We start from the raw sequence: 13,330 nt of genomic DNA, 5'->3' as shown, positions 1-13,330 counted from the left end.
CTCAGCCGCGCGTACGGGGACGCAGCTTGACCCCGGGAAGCGGGGGAGCCGGAATGCGGCCGGCTTCGGGACCGGCATCTGGTCCGTGGCCATGGACATGGCCGAAGCGCGAGGCCGCGGCAGCATCGGCGTCGAGCAATCCTTCGGCCTCCCATTCTTCGCGGGCCTGTTCTACTTCCTCGTGCGTCCGCCCAACGAAGTTCCACCACATGAGGAGGTCTTCACCGAAAGGCTCGCCGCCCAGGAGCATGAAGCGGGTGTCGGGTTGCGCTTCCACGGCGAGGCTGCTCCGGCCGGCGCCAAGATAGGCCAGGGGACCGGCCTGCACCTCCTGGCCGTCAATGACAAGGCGGCCGTCCAGGACCAGTACAGCGTGCTCGAAGTCGGGCCGCAACGGAAGTTCCAGCAGGCCCGATCCCACGATGTCGGCGCCAACGATGGGGCTGAACATGGTGGCAGGGGACCGCTGTCCGGCAAACTCGCCTACCATCACCGTGGCGGAGAAGCCGTCTCCCACGGCCACCGGCAGATCCCGGACTTGCTCGAACGACGGCGTGCGGTGGCGATGCTCATCCGGAAGGGCAACCCAGAGCTGAAGTCCCCGTGACACCGGCAATTCCTCGACGAGGGGGCTGGAATCGTCTTCGGTGGTGGCCGGAAGGACCGAGAACTCGGAATGCGAAATACCGTTGCCGGCGGTCATGATGTTCAGCTCGCCGGGCCGCACCACAACGTCGCTCCCGACGCTGTCGCGGTGCCGCACGGCACCTTCCAATGGCCAGGTGACTGTCTGCAGACCACAGTGGGGGTGGGGAAGGACGCTCATCGCCACCCGGTCCGGGCCGAAGCTGTCCAGGAAGCACCAGGCCCCTACGGTGGGCAGTCCACGCTGCGGCAGCGTCCTCATGACGTTCATCGCGCGGACGCCGCCCAGGGGGACTTCGCGTTCGGGCCACAGTTGAACGCATGGACCCTGCCCTTCGGGTGCGGCAGGGCAAACTTCCTGTGCAGGGGAAGTATCAAGATTGGTCACGTGTTCATCACCTGTGCATAAATGTTGGAAATTGAGCTAATCTGTTCCGTGTGAACAACGCCCTTTTGAGCTACCACGACGCTGTCCTTTACCGTTCGGGTGAACCGTACCGCATCCTCGCTGGAGCCATCCACTACTTCCGGGTTCACCCCGATCTGTGGCGGGACCGCTTGCGTCGACTCAAGGCCATGGGGGCCAACACTGTTGACACCTACGTAGCCTGGAACTTCCATCAGCCGCAGCGTGATGCGGCACCGGACTTCACTGGCTGGCGGGATGTTGGCCACTTCATCGACCTCGCAGCAGAGGAAGGTCTGGACGTCATCGTCCGCCCGGGTCCCTACATTTGCGCAGAATGGGACAACGGAGGCTTCCCGTCATGGTTGACCGGCATCCCGGGCATCGGGCTGCGGTGCATGGACCCGGTATTCACCACCGCCATTGAGGAATGGTTCGACCACCTACTGCCGATCGTTGCTTCCCGGCAGGCCTCCTTGGGCGGGCCGGTGGTGGCCGTGCAGATCGAGAACGAGTACGGCAGCTACGGCGATGACCATGAATACATCCGCTGGAACCGCCGGGTCCTTGAAGAGCGCGGCATCACGGAGCTGCTGTTCACGGCCGACGGCGGCACGGACTACTTTCTGGACGGCGGCTCTGTCGCGGGAACGTGGGCTACAGCGACGCTGGGAAGCCGGGGAGATGAAGCCGTGGAGACATGGAAGCGGCGTCGCCCAGGTGAACCGTTCTTCAATGTCGAGTTCTGGGGCGGCTGGTTTGACCATTGGGGCGAACACCACCACCGGCGCGATGCCGCCGATGCAGCGCATGAAGCCCGCAAGATGCTTGATCTTGGCGGCTCCGTTTGCGTCTATATGGCCCACGGCGGGACCAACTTCGGCCTCGGATCCGGAAGCAACCACGATGGCTCCCGCCTGCAGCCGACGGTCACGAGCTACGACTCCGACGCGCCCATCGCGGAGAACGGTGCCCTGACGCCTAAGTTCCATGCCTTCCGGGCAGAATTCTTCCGTGCGCAAGGCATTGAGGAGATGCCCGGGCTCCCCGCCGAATTGCTGGCGGACCCTCCGGTGGTCCCGGCGCAGTCGCTGCCATTGTCGGCCGGACCGGACGTGCTGGAGCTTGCACGCAGCTCCGGCAAGCCCGTCAGCAGTGTCAAGCCCCTCAGCTTCGAACAGTTGGGGCTCGACGCCGGTATGGTCCTGTACTCCGCCGACGCCATCTTGCCGGGCCGCGCCGACTCTCCCAGCGAGTGCCGGTTGAAGATCACTGGCCTGAACGACCGCGCCTACATCTGGGTGGACGGCGCGTTTGCCGGAGTGCTGGACGATACGAGCGGCGCAGAAGGCTTGCCCCTGACAGGGACTGGTGCCTCCGCCAAGCTAGACATTTTGGTGGAGAACCTGGGCCGCATCAACTACGGGCCCCTCACCGGGCAGGGCAAGGGAATCCTGGGCGGAGTCCTCATCAACCAGCGCTACACGTTCCACTGGACACAGGTACCGGTGGCACTCTCCGAGTGGGGCAGCCAGGAGTTGGAAGACCTCGCCGGGGCCGACTTTGACCTGCGGGAACCGGCTGATACTTACGTTGCCTTGCCCGATTCCGGGAAGGGCTTCGTCTGGCTCAATGGTTTCCTTCTCGGACGGTACTGGGAAAAAGGACCACAGGTCACCCTGTACGCGCCCGCACCGTTGCTGAACGTTGGCCTCAACCGCATCAAGGTTCTTGAACTCGGCAAGCCGGGGACCGTCGTCGAGCTTCGTGAGCAGCCGGACCTTGGTCCCGAAGAGCCCGGCCCCATCGCCGCCGCCGAACTGCCCTAGGGATCAGGCAAAGCGAATTATGCTGGCACGATGAGCCCGCAGTTCGACACCCGCCCCGCAGCCTACGCCGTAATCGTCAAGGAGGAACGGATCCTGCTGGCCTACTGGAAGCAGGATGACAAGGAGGGGTGGACCCTGCCCGGCGGAGGCTTGGATTTCGCCGAGCACCCGGTTGATGGGTGCCGGCGCGAAGTCCGGGAGGAAACCGGCTACGAGGCCAGGGTTGACCGGATGTTGGGGATCGACGTCGGTCACTGGCCCGGGGAGACGCAGGCGGACGGCTCCGTTCGGGGCTTCGAGGCCCTGCGTATTGTCTACGAGGCCACCGTGGTGGGCGGAGAACTGACCTATGAGGTGGATGGCAGTACTACCCATGCCGCGTGGATTCCTTTGCATGAAATCGGGAAGCTGAACAGGGTTTCCCTGGTCGACACGGCACTGCGCCTCCACAGTGAGCGCCCGGCAGACGGAAAGCCCGGCACGGAGGGCTAGCCAAGCTGCCCAACGGTTGGCTAGGCTTGGCATCGTTGCCGGCCATCCATGCCGGCCCTGATGCCCAAGGAGGTGGATTTTGATGATTGCCATAACTTCGCGCGCCCCGCACGCGGCGGCGCACCGTCATCACACCACTCATCCTGTCCCGGCATCTGCCCGCCAGTAGCAGGCAACCGGGCCTCAGCAGAGGCATCCCATTGAATACTTACGCGAACACTTTCGCTTCTTCAAGCGACCCTTCATTGAGCAGCACCATGCCATTCCGCGGACCTGCGGAATACGGCTTTACAGCCAAGACAGCAGCGCTCTTCAGCGCCAATCTTCCGGCGGACAACCAGGACGCAGCCAGCCCCGGAAGGGTGGTCCGCCTGGACCGCAACCGCGTTCTCGTCGCCTCCGGTGAAGGCCTGCTGCATTTGCCCTATCCCACCCAAGGACTGGTGCCCGCCACGGGGGACTGGGTCTGGGTCGGCCGGAACAGTGCAGGCGAGCCGGCCGTCGTCGCCGTCCTTCCACGCTATTCCGCGCTGAGCCGCAAGCGGGCCTTCGAGGCTTCCTCCGAGGAACAAATCCTGGGCAGCAACATCGACATCGTCGCAGTGGTGGTCCCCGTGGACCGGCCCCTCACGCACAACCGCCTGGAGCGCACCCTGGTGGCTGCTTGGGACTCAGGGGCCACACCGCTGGTGGTCATTACCAAAGCCGACCTGACGGACCTCGCGGATGACGTCGTGGGGGAGGTTATCCTGCAGGCTGCGGGCGTGGAGGTGGTCACCACCTCCGCCGAGCACGGCGATGGGCTCGACGAACTCATGCAGCACATCCCCGACGGCGCCACCCTGGTTCTTCTGGGTCCGTCAGGAGCGGGGAAATCAACGCTCATCAACGCCCTGGCAGGCCGCGACGTCCAGCAGACCGGTGCCGTCCGCGCCGGCGACGGCAAGGGCAAACACACCACGACGGCCAGGGAACTGGTGCCCCTCAGCGGCGGAGCTGTCCTGATGGACACTCCCGGGGTGCGCGGGTTCGGGCTCTTCGACGCGGAGGACGGGATGGAGGAGATGTTCGGTGACTTTGATGAACTCTTCGCCCAGTGCCGTTTTGCCGACTGCGCCCACCAGGCGGAGCCGGGCTGCGCCGTGCAGCAAGCGCTCGCCGAGGAGGCCCTGGATCCCCGGCGATGGGCCAGCTATTTGAAACTGCAACGCGAGCTCGCTGCCCTGAACCGCAAACATGATGCCGCGGCCCGCCGCGCCCACCAGCGCGAATGGCACCAAAAGGTGATGTCGGCCGACAGGGGCCAACGCGCCGTCGAACGTTACAAACATGACCAGGCCCAGGAACGGTCCGGCAGGGGAGCCAAACGAAGGAAGCGGTAAACATTGCCGATTGATTACGGAAATCGTGCCGCCGCTGACATCGTCGGTGGTGCTGGCTACGCTGGGTGAAGATTGCTTTGCAGCCAAGTAATAAGAGTGCATATGATCATCAGGCTCTACCGATGTTCTCGACCACAGATAGGTAAGCCCAGGTATGGCCGAAGCCATGATTGAGTTCCAGAGCGTCACCAAGCGATACCAGGGCGGGCAACCGGCGGTGGACGATCTCACCATGTCCATCGACAAAGGTGCCATTACCGTGTTCGTGGGGCCCTCGGGCTGCGGCAAAACCACGTCACTGCGAATGATCAACCGCATGGTGGAGCCCACCAGCGGGACCATCACCGTGGCCGGTGAGGATGTGTCCCAGGTTCCGGCGGCAAAGCTGCGCCGCTCCATGGGTTACGTCATGCAGTCGTCGGGCCTCTTGCCGCACCGCTCCGTGCTGGACAACATCGCCACCGTCCCGCGGCTTAATGGCGTATCCAAGGCAGCGGCGCGGAAACGCGCGGCGGAACTGCTTGACGTCGTCGGCCTGGCATCGGTTCTCGGGAAGCGTTACCCGAGCCAACTCTCAGGTGGGCAGCAGCAGCGTGTCGGGGTTGCCCGGGCGCTCGCTGCTGATCCGCCCGTCCTGCTCATGGACGAACCGTTCAGCGCAGTGGATCCTGTGGTGCGCGACGAACTCCAGCAGGAGTTGCTGCGCCTGCAACGTGAACTTGCCAAGACCATCGTGTTCGTCACGCATGACATCGACGAAGCCACCGTGCTCGGCGACAAAGTTGCGGTGTTCGCCGTCGGTGGCAAGCTGGCCCAGTACGCCGCGCCGGAGGAAATCCTCAGGGCACCGGCAAACGACTTCGTTGCCTCCTTCGTGGGCCGCGACCGCGGTTTCCGGCACCTCGCCTTCAACGCCGCGGACGCCGTGACCCTGCACCCGGTGACCATGGTCAGCGCCAACGACGGCCACAGTGCCGGGCGTCGCTCGGGGGAATGGGCGCTCGTGGTCGACGAAGACACCCGTCCGCTGGGGTGGTCCTCGCCGCGTGACGGCGCCGGCCTGATCCCCGGCGGATCGCTCTTCCGCAAGGGGGACACGCTGCGTCGCGCCCTGGATGCGGCGTTGTCGTCACCGTCGGGTCTTGGCGTGGCGGTAGACGACGACGGCCGGGTTGCCGGAGTCCTGAAGGCGCCGGAGGTCCTGGCCTTGATCGAGGAAGTCCGGCACCACAGGGAGGACGCCACCTGATGGAGTGGTTCCTTGCCAACAGCGGCATGGTCCTGGGCCTGGCCGGCCAGCACCTGGTTCTCGCGATCATTCCGATGGTCCTTGGACTGCTGATTTCCATTCCCCTGGCCCAGCTGGCCCGGCGGAACAGCACACTCCGTTCGGTAGTGGCTACTGCTACGTCACTGCTTTACACCATTCCTTCGCTTGCCCTGTTCATCATCCTGCCCACCATTCTGGGGACCAGGATTCTGGACCCCCTGAATGTGGTGGTGGCGCTGACCATCTATGCCGTGGCCTTGCTGGTCCGCGCAGCGATGGATGCGTTCGACTCGGTGGACGACGATCTCCGGAACGCCGCCGTTGCCATGGGCTTCAAACCCATGGCCCGCTTCTTCCAGGTAGACCTCCCGTTGTCCCTCCCGGTCATGTTCGCCGGTCTTCGCGTGGTGTCGGTCAGCAATATCTCCCTGGTCAGCGTTGCGGCATTGCTGGGCGTAGGGAACCTTGGATTCCTCTTCACCGACGGACTGCAGCGGACCTTCATCACTGAAGTGGTGGTGGGAATCCTTGCCATCCTGGTCCTGGCCTTGCTGATGGATGCTGTTCTTGTGGTGTTGGAACGACTCCTGACGCCTTGGACCCGTGCGGCAGGTGGCAAGTCTTCGGGAGCTGACGCCACCACGTTGATCACTGAACCCAAGTCCGGTCCTGGCCTGCCGCGTGCAAGCCTTCGGCCCGATACGGGGGCGTCCGGATGAATATTTTCGCTGAAACCATTGCCTGGCTGCTCGACCCCAAGCACTGGACCGGAACCGGAGGGATTCCCACCCGGCTCTTCGAACACCTGCAGTACAGCGCCCTGGTGTTGCTCATTGCGGCCGTGATCGCTATCCCGGTGGGCCTCTTCATCGGGCACACGGGACGTGGCCGGGTTGTGGCTGTCGCTGTGGCCGGCGCGCTCCGGGCGTTGCCTACCCTCGGATTGCTGGTCCTGTTCGCCTTACTCGCCGGCAGCGGCCTGATGCCGCCGGTCTGGGCGCTGGTGATCCTCACCGTGCCGCCACTCCTGGCAGGTACCTATGCCGGTATTTCCAGTGTTGACGCCAACGTCGTTGACGCTGCGAGGGCCGTGGGCATGACCGAACTGCAAATCCTGTTCCGAGTGGAATTGCCCAACGGACTGCAGGTGATGTTCGGCGGTATCCGCACCGCGGTGTTGCAGGTCATTGCCACTGTTTCCGTGGTTGCCTATCTGCCGCTGGGAGGGCTGGGCCGGTATCTGTTCGACGGCCTTGTCCTTCAGGACTTCCCCAGGATGCTGGGCGGCTCGTTGCTTATCGCCGGACTTGCGATCGCCGTGGACCTGATCCTCGCCGGTGTGCAACGGCTTGTCCTCTCATCGGGGCTGACCCTCGACTCAAAAGCAAAAGGCAGCCACAAGGCGGCCGAAGATCTCACAGCCACGGCGCCAGCCGGGGCTGCCGTTCAAGGAGGTACACCATGAAGAACCCCGTCCCAATGACCCTTACACGCCGTGGTCTTGGCGGCCTCGCAGCCGGTGTGGGTGTGGCCCTCGCCTTGAGCGCCTGCGGTGGCAGCCCCTTGGCCACCCCTTCCTCGGCGGCGCCCAGTGGCTCTGCCGGAGGCTCCCTGGTAGTGGGCTCCGCTGACTTCCCCGAGAGCCAGGTTATTGCCGAGATCTATGTCGGCGCCCTCAATGCCGCAGGCCTCACGGCTACGTCCAAGCCGAACATCGGTTCGCGCGAGATCTACTTCAAGGCCGTGCAGGACGGGTCCATTGACCTCGTTCCTGACTACTCCGGGAACCTCCTTTCCTTCGTCGACACAGAGGCCGCGGAGGTCTCGGCCGATGATGTCTACAAGGCGCTCCCCGGCAAGCTTCCCGAGGGCCTGGGTGTCCTGGAGGCTTCCAAAGCCGAGGATAAGGACGCGATGGTAGTTACCAAGGCGACGGCCGAGAAGTACCAGCTGAAGTCCATCGAGGACCTGGCCAAGGTGTGCAAGGACTTCACCATGGCTGCCCCGGCCACGTTCGAGACCCGCTCGTACGGTTTCCCCGGTCTGAAGAAGAACTACAACTGCGAACTCAAGGGCCTGCAGCCGTTCAGTGACGGCGGCGGCAACCTGACCCTGCAGGCATTGCTGGAAGACAAGGTCCAGGTGGCCGACATCTACACCACCACGCCGTCCATCGTTGACAACGACCTCGTTGTTCTTGAAGATCCCAAGAACAACTTCAAGGCCCAGCAGGTCCTGCCGCTCTACAACAAGGCAAAGATGACGGACAAGGCCAAGGAAGCACTCAACAACGTCTCCAAAATCCTCACCACCGACGATCTGATCAACCTGAACAGGGCCGTCAGTGGCGACCAGAAGCAGGCACCCAAGGACGCCGCAGCCGCTTGGCTGAAGGACAAGGGCATCGTTAAGTAGCATCCGCATAAAACCGCGTACGACGGCGGTGACGGACCCTCGCGGCTCCGTCACCGCCGTCGTCGTATATGTGAGTTAAGTCTCAGCTGAACTGCATCACCCGTGTGGCATATTTGAGGAATGGCGAAATTCAAGCAGTCCACCAAGCTTCATAATGTCCTCTACGACATCCGTGGACCGATTCTTCAGGCCGCCCAGCAGATGGAGGCGGAGGGTCACAGAATCCTCAAACTGAACATCGGAAACCCGGCCCCGTTTGGTTTTGAAGCGCCTGACGCCATCTTGGTGGACATGATCCGCCACCTCCCGAACGCCCAGGGCTACAGCGATTCCCGCGGTATCTTCTCGGCCCGGACAGCGGTATCGCAGTACTACCAGACCCGTGGCATCCAAAACATCCACGTCGACGACATTTACCTGGGCAACGGAGTCAGTGAACTCATCACCATGTCCCTCATGGCTTTGCTCGAGGACGGCGACGAGGTTCTGATCCCCACCCCGGACTACCCGCTGTGGACGGCCTCGGTTGCACTGGCCGGTGGCCGCCCGGTGCACTATCTCTGCGATGAGGAGTCCGGCTGGCAGCCCGATCTTGACGATCTCGAATCGAAGATCACTCCACGGACCAAGGGCATCGTGGTGATCAACCCGAACAACCCCACGGGTGCCGTTTACCCGGAGGAGACGCTCAAGAAGATTGTGGCCGTGGCGGAGAAGCACGGCCTGGTGCTTTTCGCCGATGAGATCTACGAAAAGATCTTGTACGAAGACGCCGTGCATGTGAATTTGGCTGGACTGACCGGTGACGACGTCCTGTGCCTGACGTTCAGCGGCCTGTCAAAGGCTTACCGTGTGTGCGGTTACCGTGCCGGGTGGATGGCTATTTCCGGGCCGAAGAAGGACGCTGCGGATTACCTCGAAGGCATCAACCTCCTGGCCAACATGCGCCTGTGTGCCAACGTCCCTGCGCAACACGCCATCCAGACTGCGCTGGGCGGCTACCAGAGCATCAACGACCTCATCCTGCCCGGCGGCAGGCTGCTGGAACAGCGCAACAAAGCCTACGACCTCCTCAATGCCATCCCGGGAGTCAGCACCCAGCAGGCCCGGGGTGCCTTGTACCTGTTCCCGAAACTGGATCCTGAGGTGTACCACATCAGGGACGACGAAAAGTTTGTCCTTGACCTCCTGAAGGAACAAAAGATCCTGGTTTCCCACGGGCGTGCCTTCAATTGGGTTCGTCCGGACCACTTCCGGATGGTGACCTTGCCCAACGTCAAGGACATCGAAGAAGCGATTGGCCGCATGGCGGACTTCCTGTCGAGGTACCCGGGCAACTAGCCTGAGGTGCATAGCCGCGCCATCGGGGCGCGGCCGGACAGAAGGGTACCGCCACATGGCTGCTGCAGTTGAGTTCGCCAAGAGTCCGGCCGAAGTTCTGAAGGTTGGCCCGGGCTTTTCGCTGGCTGGCGTTGACCCCCAATCCACGCCCGGCTACCCGGGGGCCAAGGCTGACGGCAAGGCGCTGCTTGCCGCCCAGGACGACCGGTTGGCCGGGCTGCAGGAGCAACTCTTCGCCGAGGGCAAGTTCGGCAGCTCCAAACGGCTCCTGCTGATCCTGCAGGCCATGGATACTGCGGGCAAGGGCGGGATTGTGAGCCATGTTGTGGGCGCCATGGACCCACAGGGCGTACACCTGGCCGCTTTCAAGGCACCCACGGAAGAGGAAAAGTCCCACGACTTCCTGTGGCGGATTGAGAAGCAGGCACCTGCTGCGGGCATGGTGGGCGTTTTCGACCGTTCGCATTACGAGGACGTCTTGATCCACCGCGTTCACGCCTGGGCGGATGGCGAGGAACTGGAGCGGCGGTATGCGGCAATCAACGATTTTGAGGCACGCCTTGCAGAGCAGGGCACCACTATCGTCAAAGTCATGCTGAACATCAGCAAGGACGAACAGAAAGAGCGTCTCATCGCCCGGCTTGACGATCCCGCCAAACACTGGAAGTACAGCCGGGGCGACCTCGCCGAGCGCGCCTACTGGGACGACTACATGGCGGCCTACGACATCGCTTTTGAGAAGACCTCAACGGAAGTCGCTCCCTGGCACGTCGTGCCGGCAAACAAGAAGTGGTACGCCAGGATCGCTGTTCAACAGCTGCTGCTGGACGCCCTCGGAGGCCTGGAACTGGACTGGCCCAAGGCCGACTTCGACGTCGCCGCCGAACGCGCTCTGGTGGCAGCCTCCTAGGGCTGCCGTTCCTGCTGGCGTCAGTCGGAGCCGGCGGGAGCTCCGGCGTCGTTCCCTGCGTCGCGGGCGGTCGCCAGGCGCTTGCGGGCGCCTTCCAGCCAGTCCTCGCAGCGTTTTGCAAGGGCCTCGCCGCGTTCCCAGAGGGCCAGGGACTCTTCGAGGCTGGCCCCTCCGGCCTCGAGCCGACTGACGACGGCGACCAGTTGTTCGCGGGCTTCTTCGTAGCTCAGTGAGTCCAGGGGATCGGTCCCGGGAGCTGATGGATTGTTGTCGGTCATGATGTCCTTTGCGTGGGTTTGCAGGGCTGTGGGGAAATCAGGGATCCAGGATTTCCCCGTGGCCGGCGGAGACGGCCTTGAATCGTCCGTGGGCTACCCGAATGGCGAGTGCAGTCCCGTCCGGAGCCTCATCGGGAGCGCTGACCACATGGTGCCCTGCCTGGTCCTCTCCAAGGAGCTGGACAACGGCGTAACCGCGGTCCAAGGTTTTCTGGGGTGACAGTGCCCGGACCTGGGCCCGCAGGTGATGCACTTGGTCCAGTGCCCTCACAACGGCCGTGCTGACCGCTGAATGTGTTCTGCGCTGGAGCCGATGGATATCCTCGGCGCGGGCGTCCACCATGGTTGCCGGGGAGGCAAGGACGGGGCGTGATTTCAGGGAATGAAGCCTGTCCATTTCGCGGTCCACCATGCGGCTGATGCCGCGGCGCAGGTGCTCCCTCGCTTGCCGGACCATGGCCAGTTCTTCTGCGACGTCCGGAACGATCCGCTTGGCGGCATCCGTGGGCGTGGAAGCGCGGAGGTCCGCAACATCGTCGAGGATTGGCCTGTCGGCTTCATGGCCGATGGCACTGACCACCGGGGTGCTTGCCGCCGAGACCGCGCGAATAAGGTCCTCGTTGCTGAACGGCAGGAGGTCTTCCAATGCGCCGCCACCACGGGCCAGTACGATGACGTCCACCTGGGGATCGGCATCAAGTTTCTTCAAAGCGGCAATGATCTGGGAAACAGCGGTGTTGCCCTGGACGGCCACCTCCCTGACATCGAACTCCACTGCGGGCCACCGCAGGGCGGCATTACGCATGACATCTTTCTTGGCGTCCGAGTCCCTGCCGGTGATCAGGCCAATGCGGTGGGGGAGCAGCGGCAGCTTCCTCTTCCGGGAATCGGCAAAAAGGCCTTCAGCTGCCAAGGCTTGGCGCAGCCTTTCAATTCTCGCGAGCAAGTCACCGAGGCCTACCGGTCTGATGTCCTTGACCGACATGTTCAGGCGCCCGGTTTTGACCCAGAAGTCCGCCTTCACCAGCGCCACCACCCGTGAACCGCGCTCCAACGGAATTTTTTGCCGTTCCAGCACGGTGGACCATACGGAGGCCGGCAGGGAAATCTCGGCGTCGACGTCGCGGAGAGTGAGGAAGGCGTTGCCGCCCCTGCGGTTCATTTCAATGACCTGGCCCTCGATCCACGCCGCCGGTGCACGCTCAATGTGGGCTTTGAGTTTCCGGGACAGCAGTTGCAGAGGCCAGGGATTATCCGGGCTGGTTTCGGCAGCGGTCCCGGGTAGGGTTGATTCCGGCGTCGCTTCAGCGGACATGGCTGATCCGTGCCTGTCCCGGTCGCTGCGGTTGTGGCTGCATTCTTGTCGTCCTCATTCAGGGGTGCGTCCTTGGATGCCGGCCGCCTTCCAACTCTATCCATAGCTTTACCGCCGGCTCCGACATTTTTCCTATCATGTGGACAGACCTAGGATGGTGGCACTGCCCCCAACCCCAAGGATGACCTTGCGTACTTTTGTCTCTGCAGTTGGAGTGGTCCTCGCCGTGCTCCTCACGGCCGTCGCCGTTCCCACCGCGTGGGTGGACCAGAACATCGTCAAGGAAGAAGGGTTTGTCCGTATCGCCGGATCCCTGGGAAATGACCTCGGATTCCAGGGCAGGCTGGCTGCGGCCGCTGTAGGGACCTTTGAGTCCTCAGTGGATCTCCCCGATCCCATTCAGTCGCTGGCCGCCGATGCCCTGCGGAAAGCTGCCTCGGGCATGCAGTCGTGGAGCGACTATCCGAAGGCCTGGGAGGACACTGTCAGGAACAGCCACAAACTCAACTTCGGCACGGTGGACCAAGCCGAGGAAGCCCGTGGCAGTACCGCACTTGTCCTGGACATCGGTCCGATGGTCAGGCTTGTTCGCGACCACTTCGCCGAGGCCACCACTATTCGCATTGATGTTCCGGCCGAGAGCCTGGTGTCGCTGGGGCAGCCTTCCCACCGACAACTCGTCGAGCGGGTCGCGACGTTCGCTCCCTTGTGGTGGGTGGCGGCCCTTGGCGCTGTAGTTTCGGCCCTTCTGGCGCTCGTTGCCTCTCGACGCCGTTCCCTGGTTCTGGTGTTCCTCGGACTTGGCGGGCTCGCCCTTGCAGCCCTTTGGACTGCCGGGGCTGATCTTGCCGGGGGAGTGGTGGGGAACCTCGACAGCGCCAACGGTGTGGCGGAGCTGTTCAAGGATGAGTTCCTCACTGCGGCCCGCGCCGGCTTCGGGCAGTGGGTTGTGATGGCAGCGGTCGTCTCCGGCGTTGTCCTTGTGGTGGGCGTCATAGCAGCTGTGGTCTCAGGGCGACAACGGTCACGTTCTGCCCTGAGCTAAAG

Annotated in this window: 13 protein-coding genes; 10 read left to right on the top strand and 3 right to left on the bottom strand. The window is 63.4% G+C overall.

Annotated features, from left to right (window positions below; genetic code table 11):
* Position 1: 1 nt before the first annotated feature.
* Positions 2 to 1,033 carry a pirin family protein gene (locus PYR64_RS12920; RefSeq protein ID WP_193589810.1) on the bottom strand — a complete coding sequence of 344 codons (1,032 nt, stop codon included), beginning with the start codon at positions 1,031 to 1,033 and terminating at the stop codon, positions 2 to 4.
* Between the two features lie 50 nt (positions 1,034 to 1,083).
* Between PYR64_RS12920 and PYR64_RS12915 the strand changes: the two genes are divergently transcribed.
* The 9 genes from PYR64_RS12915 (at position 1,084) to PYR64_RS12875 (ending at position 10,690) form a co-directional block, all read left to right on the top strand.
* Positions 1,084 to 2,880 (top strand): beta-galactosidase family protein, encoded by a 1,797-nt coding sequence (locus PYR64_RS12915; RefSeq protein ID WP_275775567.1) that lies wholly within the window; start codon positions 1,084 to 1,086, stop codon positions 2,878 to 2,880.
* Positions 2,881 to 2,910: 30 nt separating this feature from the next.
* A complete protein-coding gene (locus PYR64_RS12910; protein WP_079580654.1) occupies positions 2,911 to 3,372 on the top strand; it encodes an NUDIX domain-containing protein in 462 nt (153 codons plus the stop codon).
* Positions 3,373 to 3,629: 257 nt separating this feature from the next.
* Positions 3,630 to 4,754 carry a ribosome small subunit-dependent GTPase A gene (gene rsgA / locus PYR64_RS12905; protein ID WP_275779952.1) on the top strand — a complete coding sequence of 375 codons (1,125 nt, stop codon included), beginning with the start codon at positions 3,630 to 3,632 and terminating at the stop codon, positions 4,752 to 4,754.
* Positions 4,755 to 4,908: 154 nt separating this feature from the next.
* The gene (locus tag PYR64_RS12900; RefSeq protein ID WP_039242277.1) at positions 4,909 to 6,003 is read left to right on the top strand and encodes an ABC transporter ATP-binding protein; all 1,095 of its coding nucleotides are present in this window, start codon (positions 4,909 to 4,911) and stop codon (positions 6,001 to 6,003) included.
* Complete coding sequence (locus PYR64_RS12895; protein WP_018776574.1) at positions 6,003 to 6,743, top strand: ABC transporter permease; 741 nt, start codon at positions 6,003 to 6,005, stop codon at positions 6,741 to 6,743. Before PYR64_RS12900 ends, PYR64_RS12895 begins: the two co-directional genes overlap by 1 nt.
* On the top strand, positions 6,740 to 7,489 hold the full coding sequence (locus tag PYR64_RS12890) for an ABC transporter permease (protein ID WP_275775564.1): 750 nt from the start codon (positions 6,740 to 6,742) through the stop codon (positions 7,487 to 7,489). The genes PYR64_RS12895 and PYR64_RS12890 overlap by 4 nt, the downstream gene beginning before the upstream one ends.
* Positions 7,486 to 8,439 carry an ABC transporter substrate-binding protein gene (locus tag PYR64_RS12885; protein WP_018776572.1) on the top strand — a complete coding sequence of 318 codons (954 nt, stop codon included), beginning with the start codon at positions 7,486 to 7,488 and terminating at the stop codon, positions 8,437 to 8,439. Before PYR64_RS12890 ends, PYR64_RS12885 begins: the two co-directional genes overlap by 4 nt.
* A 120-nt stretch (positions 8,440 to 8,559) precedes the next feature.
* On the top strand, positions 8,560 to 9,780 hold the full coding sequence (locus PYR64_RS12880) for a pyridoxal phosphate-dependent aminotransferase (protein WP_018776571.1): 1,221 nt from the start codon (positions 8,560 to 8,562) through the stop codon (positions 9,778 to 9,780).
* 55 nt (positions 9,781 to 9,835) lie between these two features.
* Entirely contained in the window at positions 9,836 to 10,690 is an 855-nt protein-coding gene (locus tag PYR64_RS12875) for a polyphosphate kinase 2 family protein (protein WP_039242273.1), read from the top strand.
* 20 nt (positions 10,691 to 10,710) lie between these two features.
* On the opposite strand, the gene PYR64_RS12870 is transcribed toward PYR64_RS12875, so the two are convergent.
* Positions 10,711 to 10,968: an exodeoxyribonuclease VII small subunit gene (locus tag PYR64_RS12870; RefSeq protein WP_018776569.1), complete on the bottom strand. Its 258-nt coding sequence runs from the start codon at positions 10,966 to 10,968 to the stop codon at positions 10,711 to 10,713.
* 37 nt (positions 10,969 to 11,005) lie between these two features.
* Positions 11,006 to 12,283 (bottom strand): exodeoxyribonuclease VII large subunit, encoded by a 1,278-nt coding sequence (gene xseA / locus PYR64_RS12865; RefSeq protein ID WP_275775561.1) that lies wholly within the window; start codon positions 12,281 to 12,283, stop codon positions 11,006 to 11,008.
* Between the two features lie 181 nt (positions 12,284 to 12,464).
* Between xseA and PYR64_RS12860 the strand changes: the two genes are divergently transcribed.
* Complete coding sequence (locus PYR64_RS12860; RefSeq protein WP_275775559.1) at positions 12,465 to 13,328, top strand: hypothetical protein; 864 nt, start codon at positions 12,465 to 12,467, stop codon at positions 13,326 to 13,328.
* Positions 13,329 to 13,330: the final 2 nt, after the last annotated feature.

The sequence above is a fragment of the Paenarthrobacter sp. Y-19 genome (genome assembly GCF_029223985.1).
Lineage (GTDB): Bacteria > Actinomycetota > Actinomycetes > Actinomycetales > Micrococcaceae > Arthrobacter > Arthrobacter nicotinovorans.
This window is presented reverse-complemented; position numbering and strand designations above follow the sequence as displayed.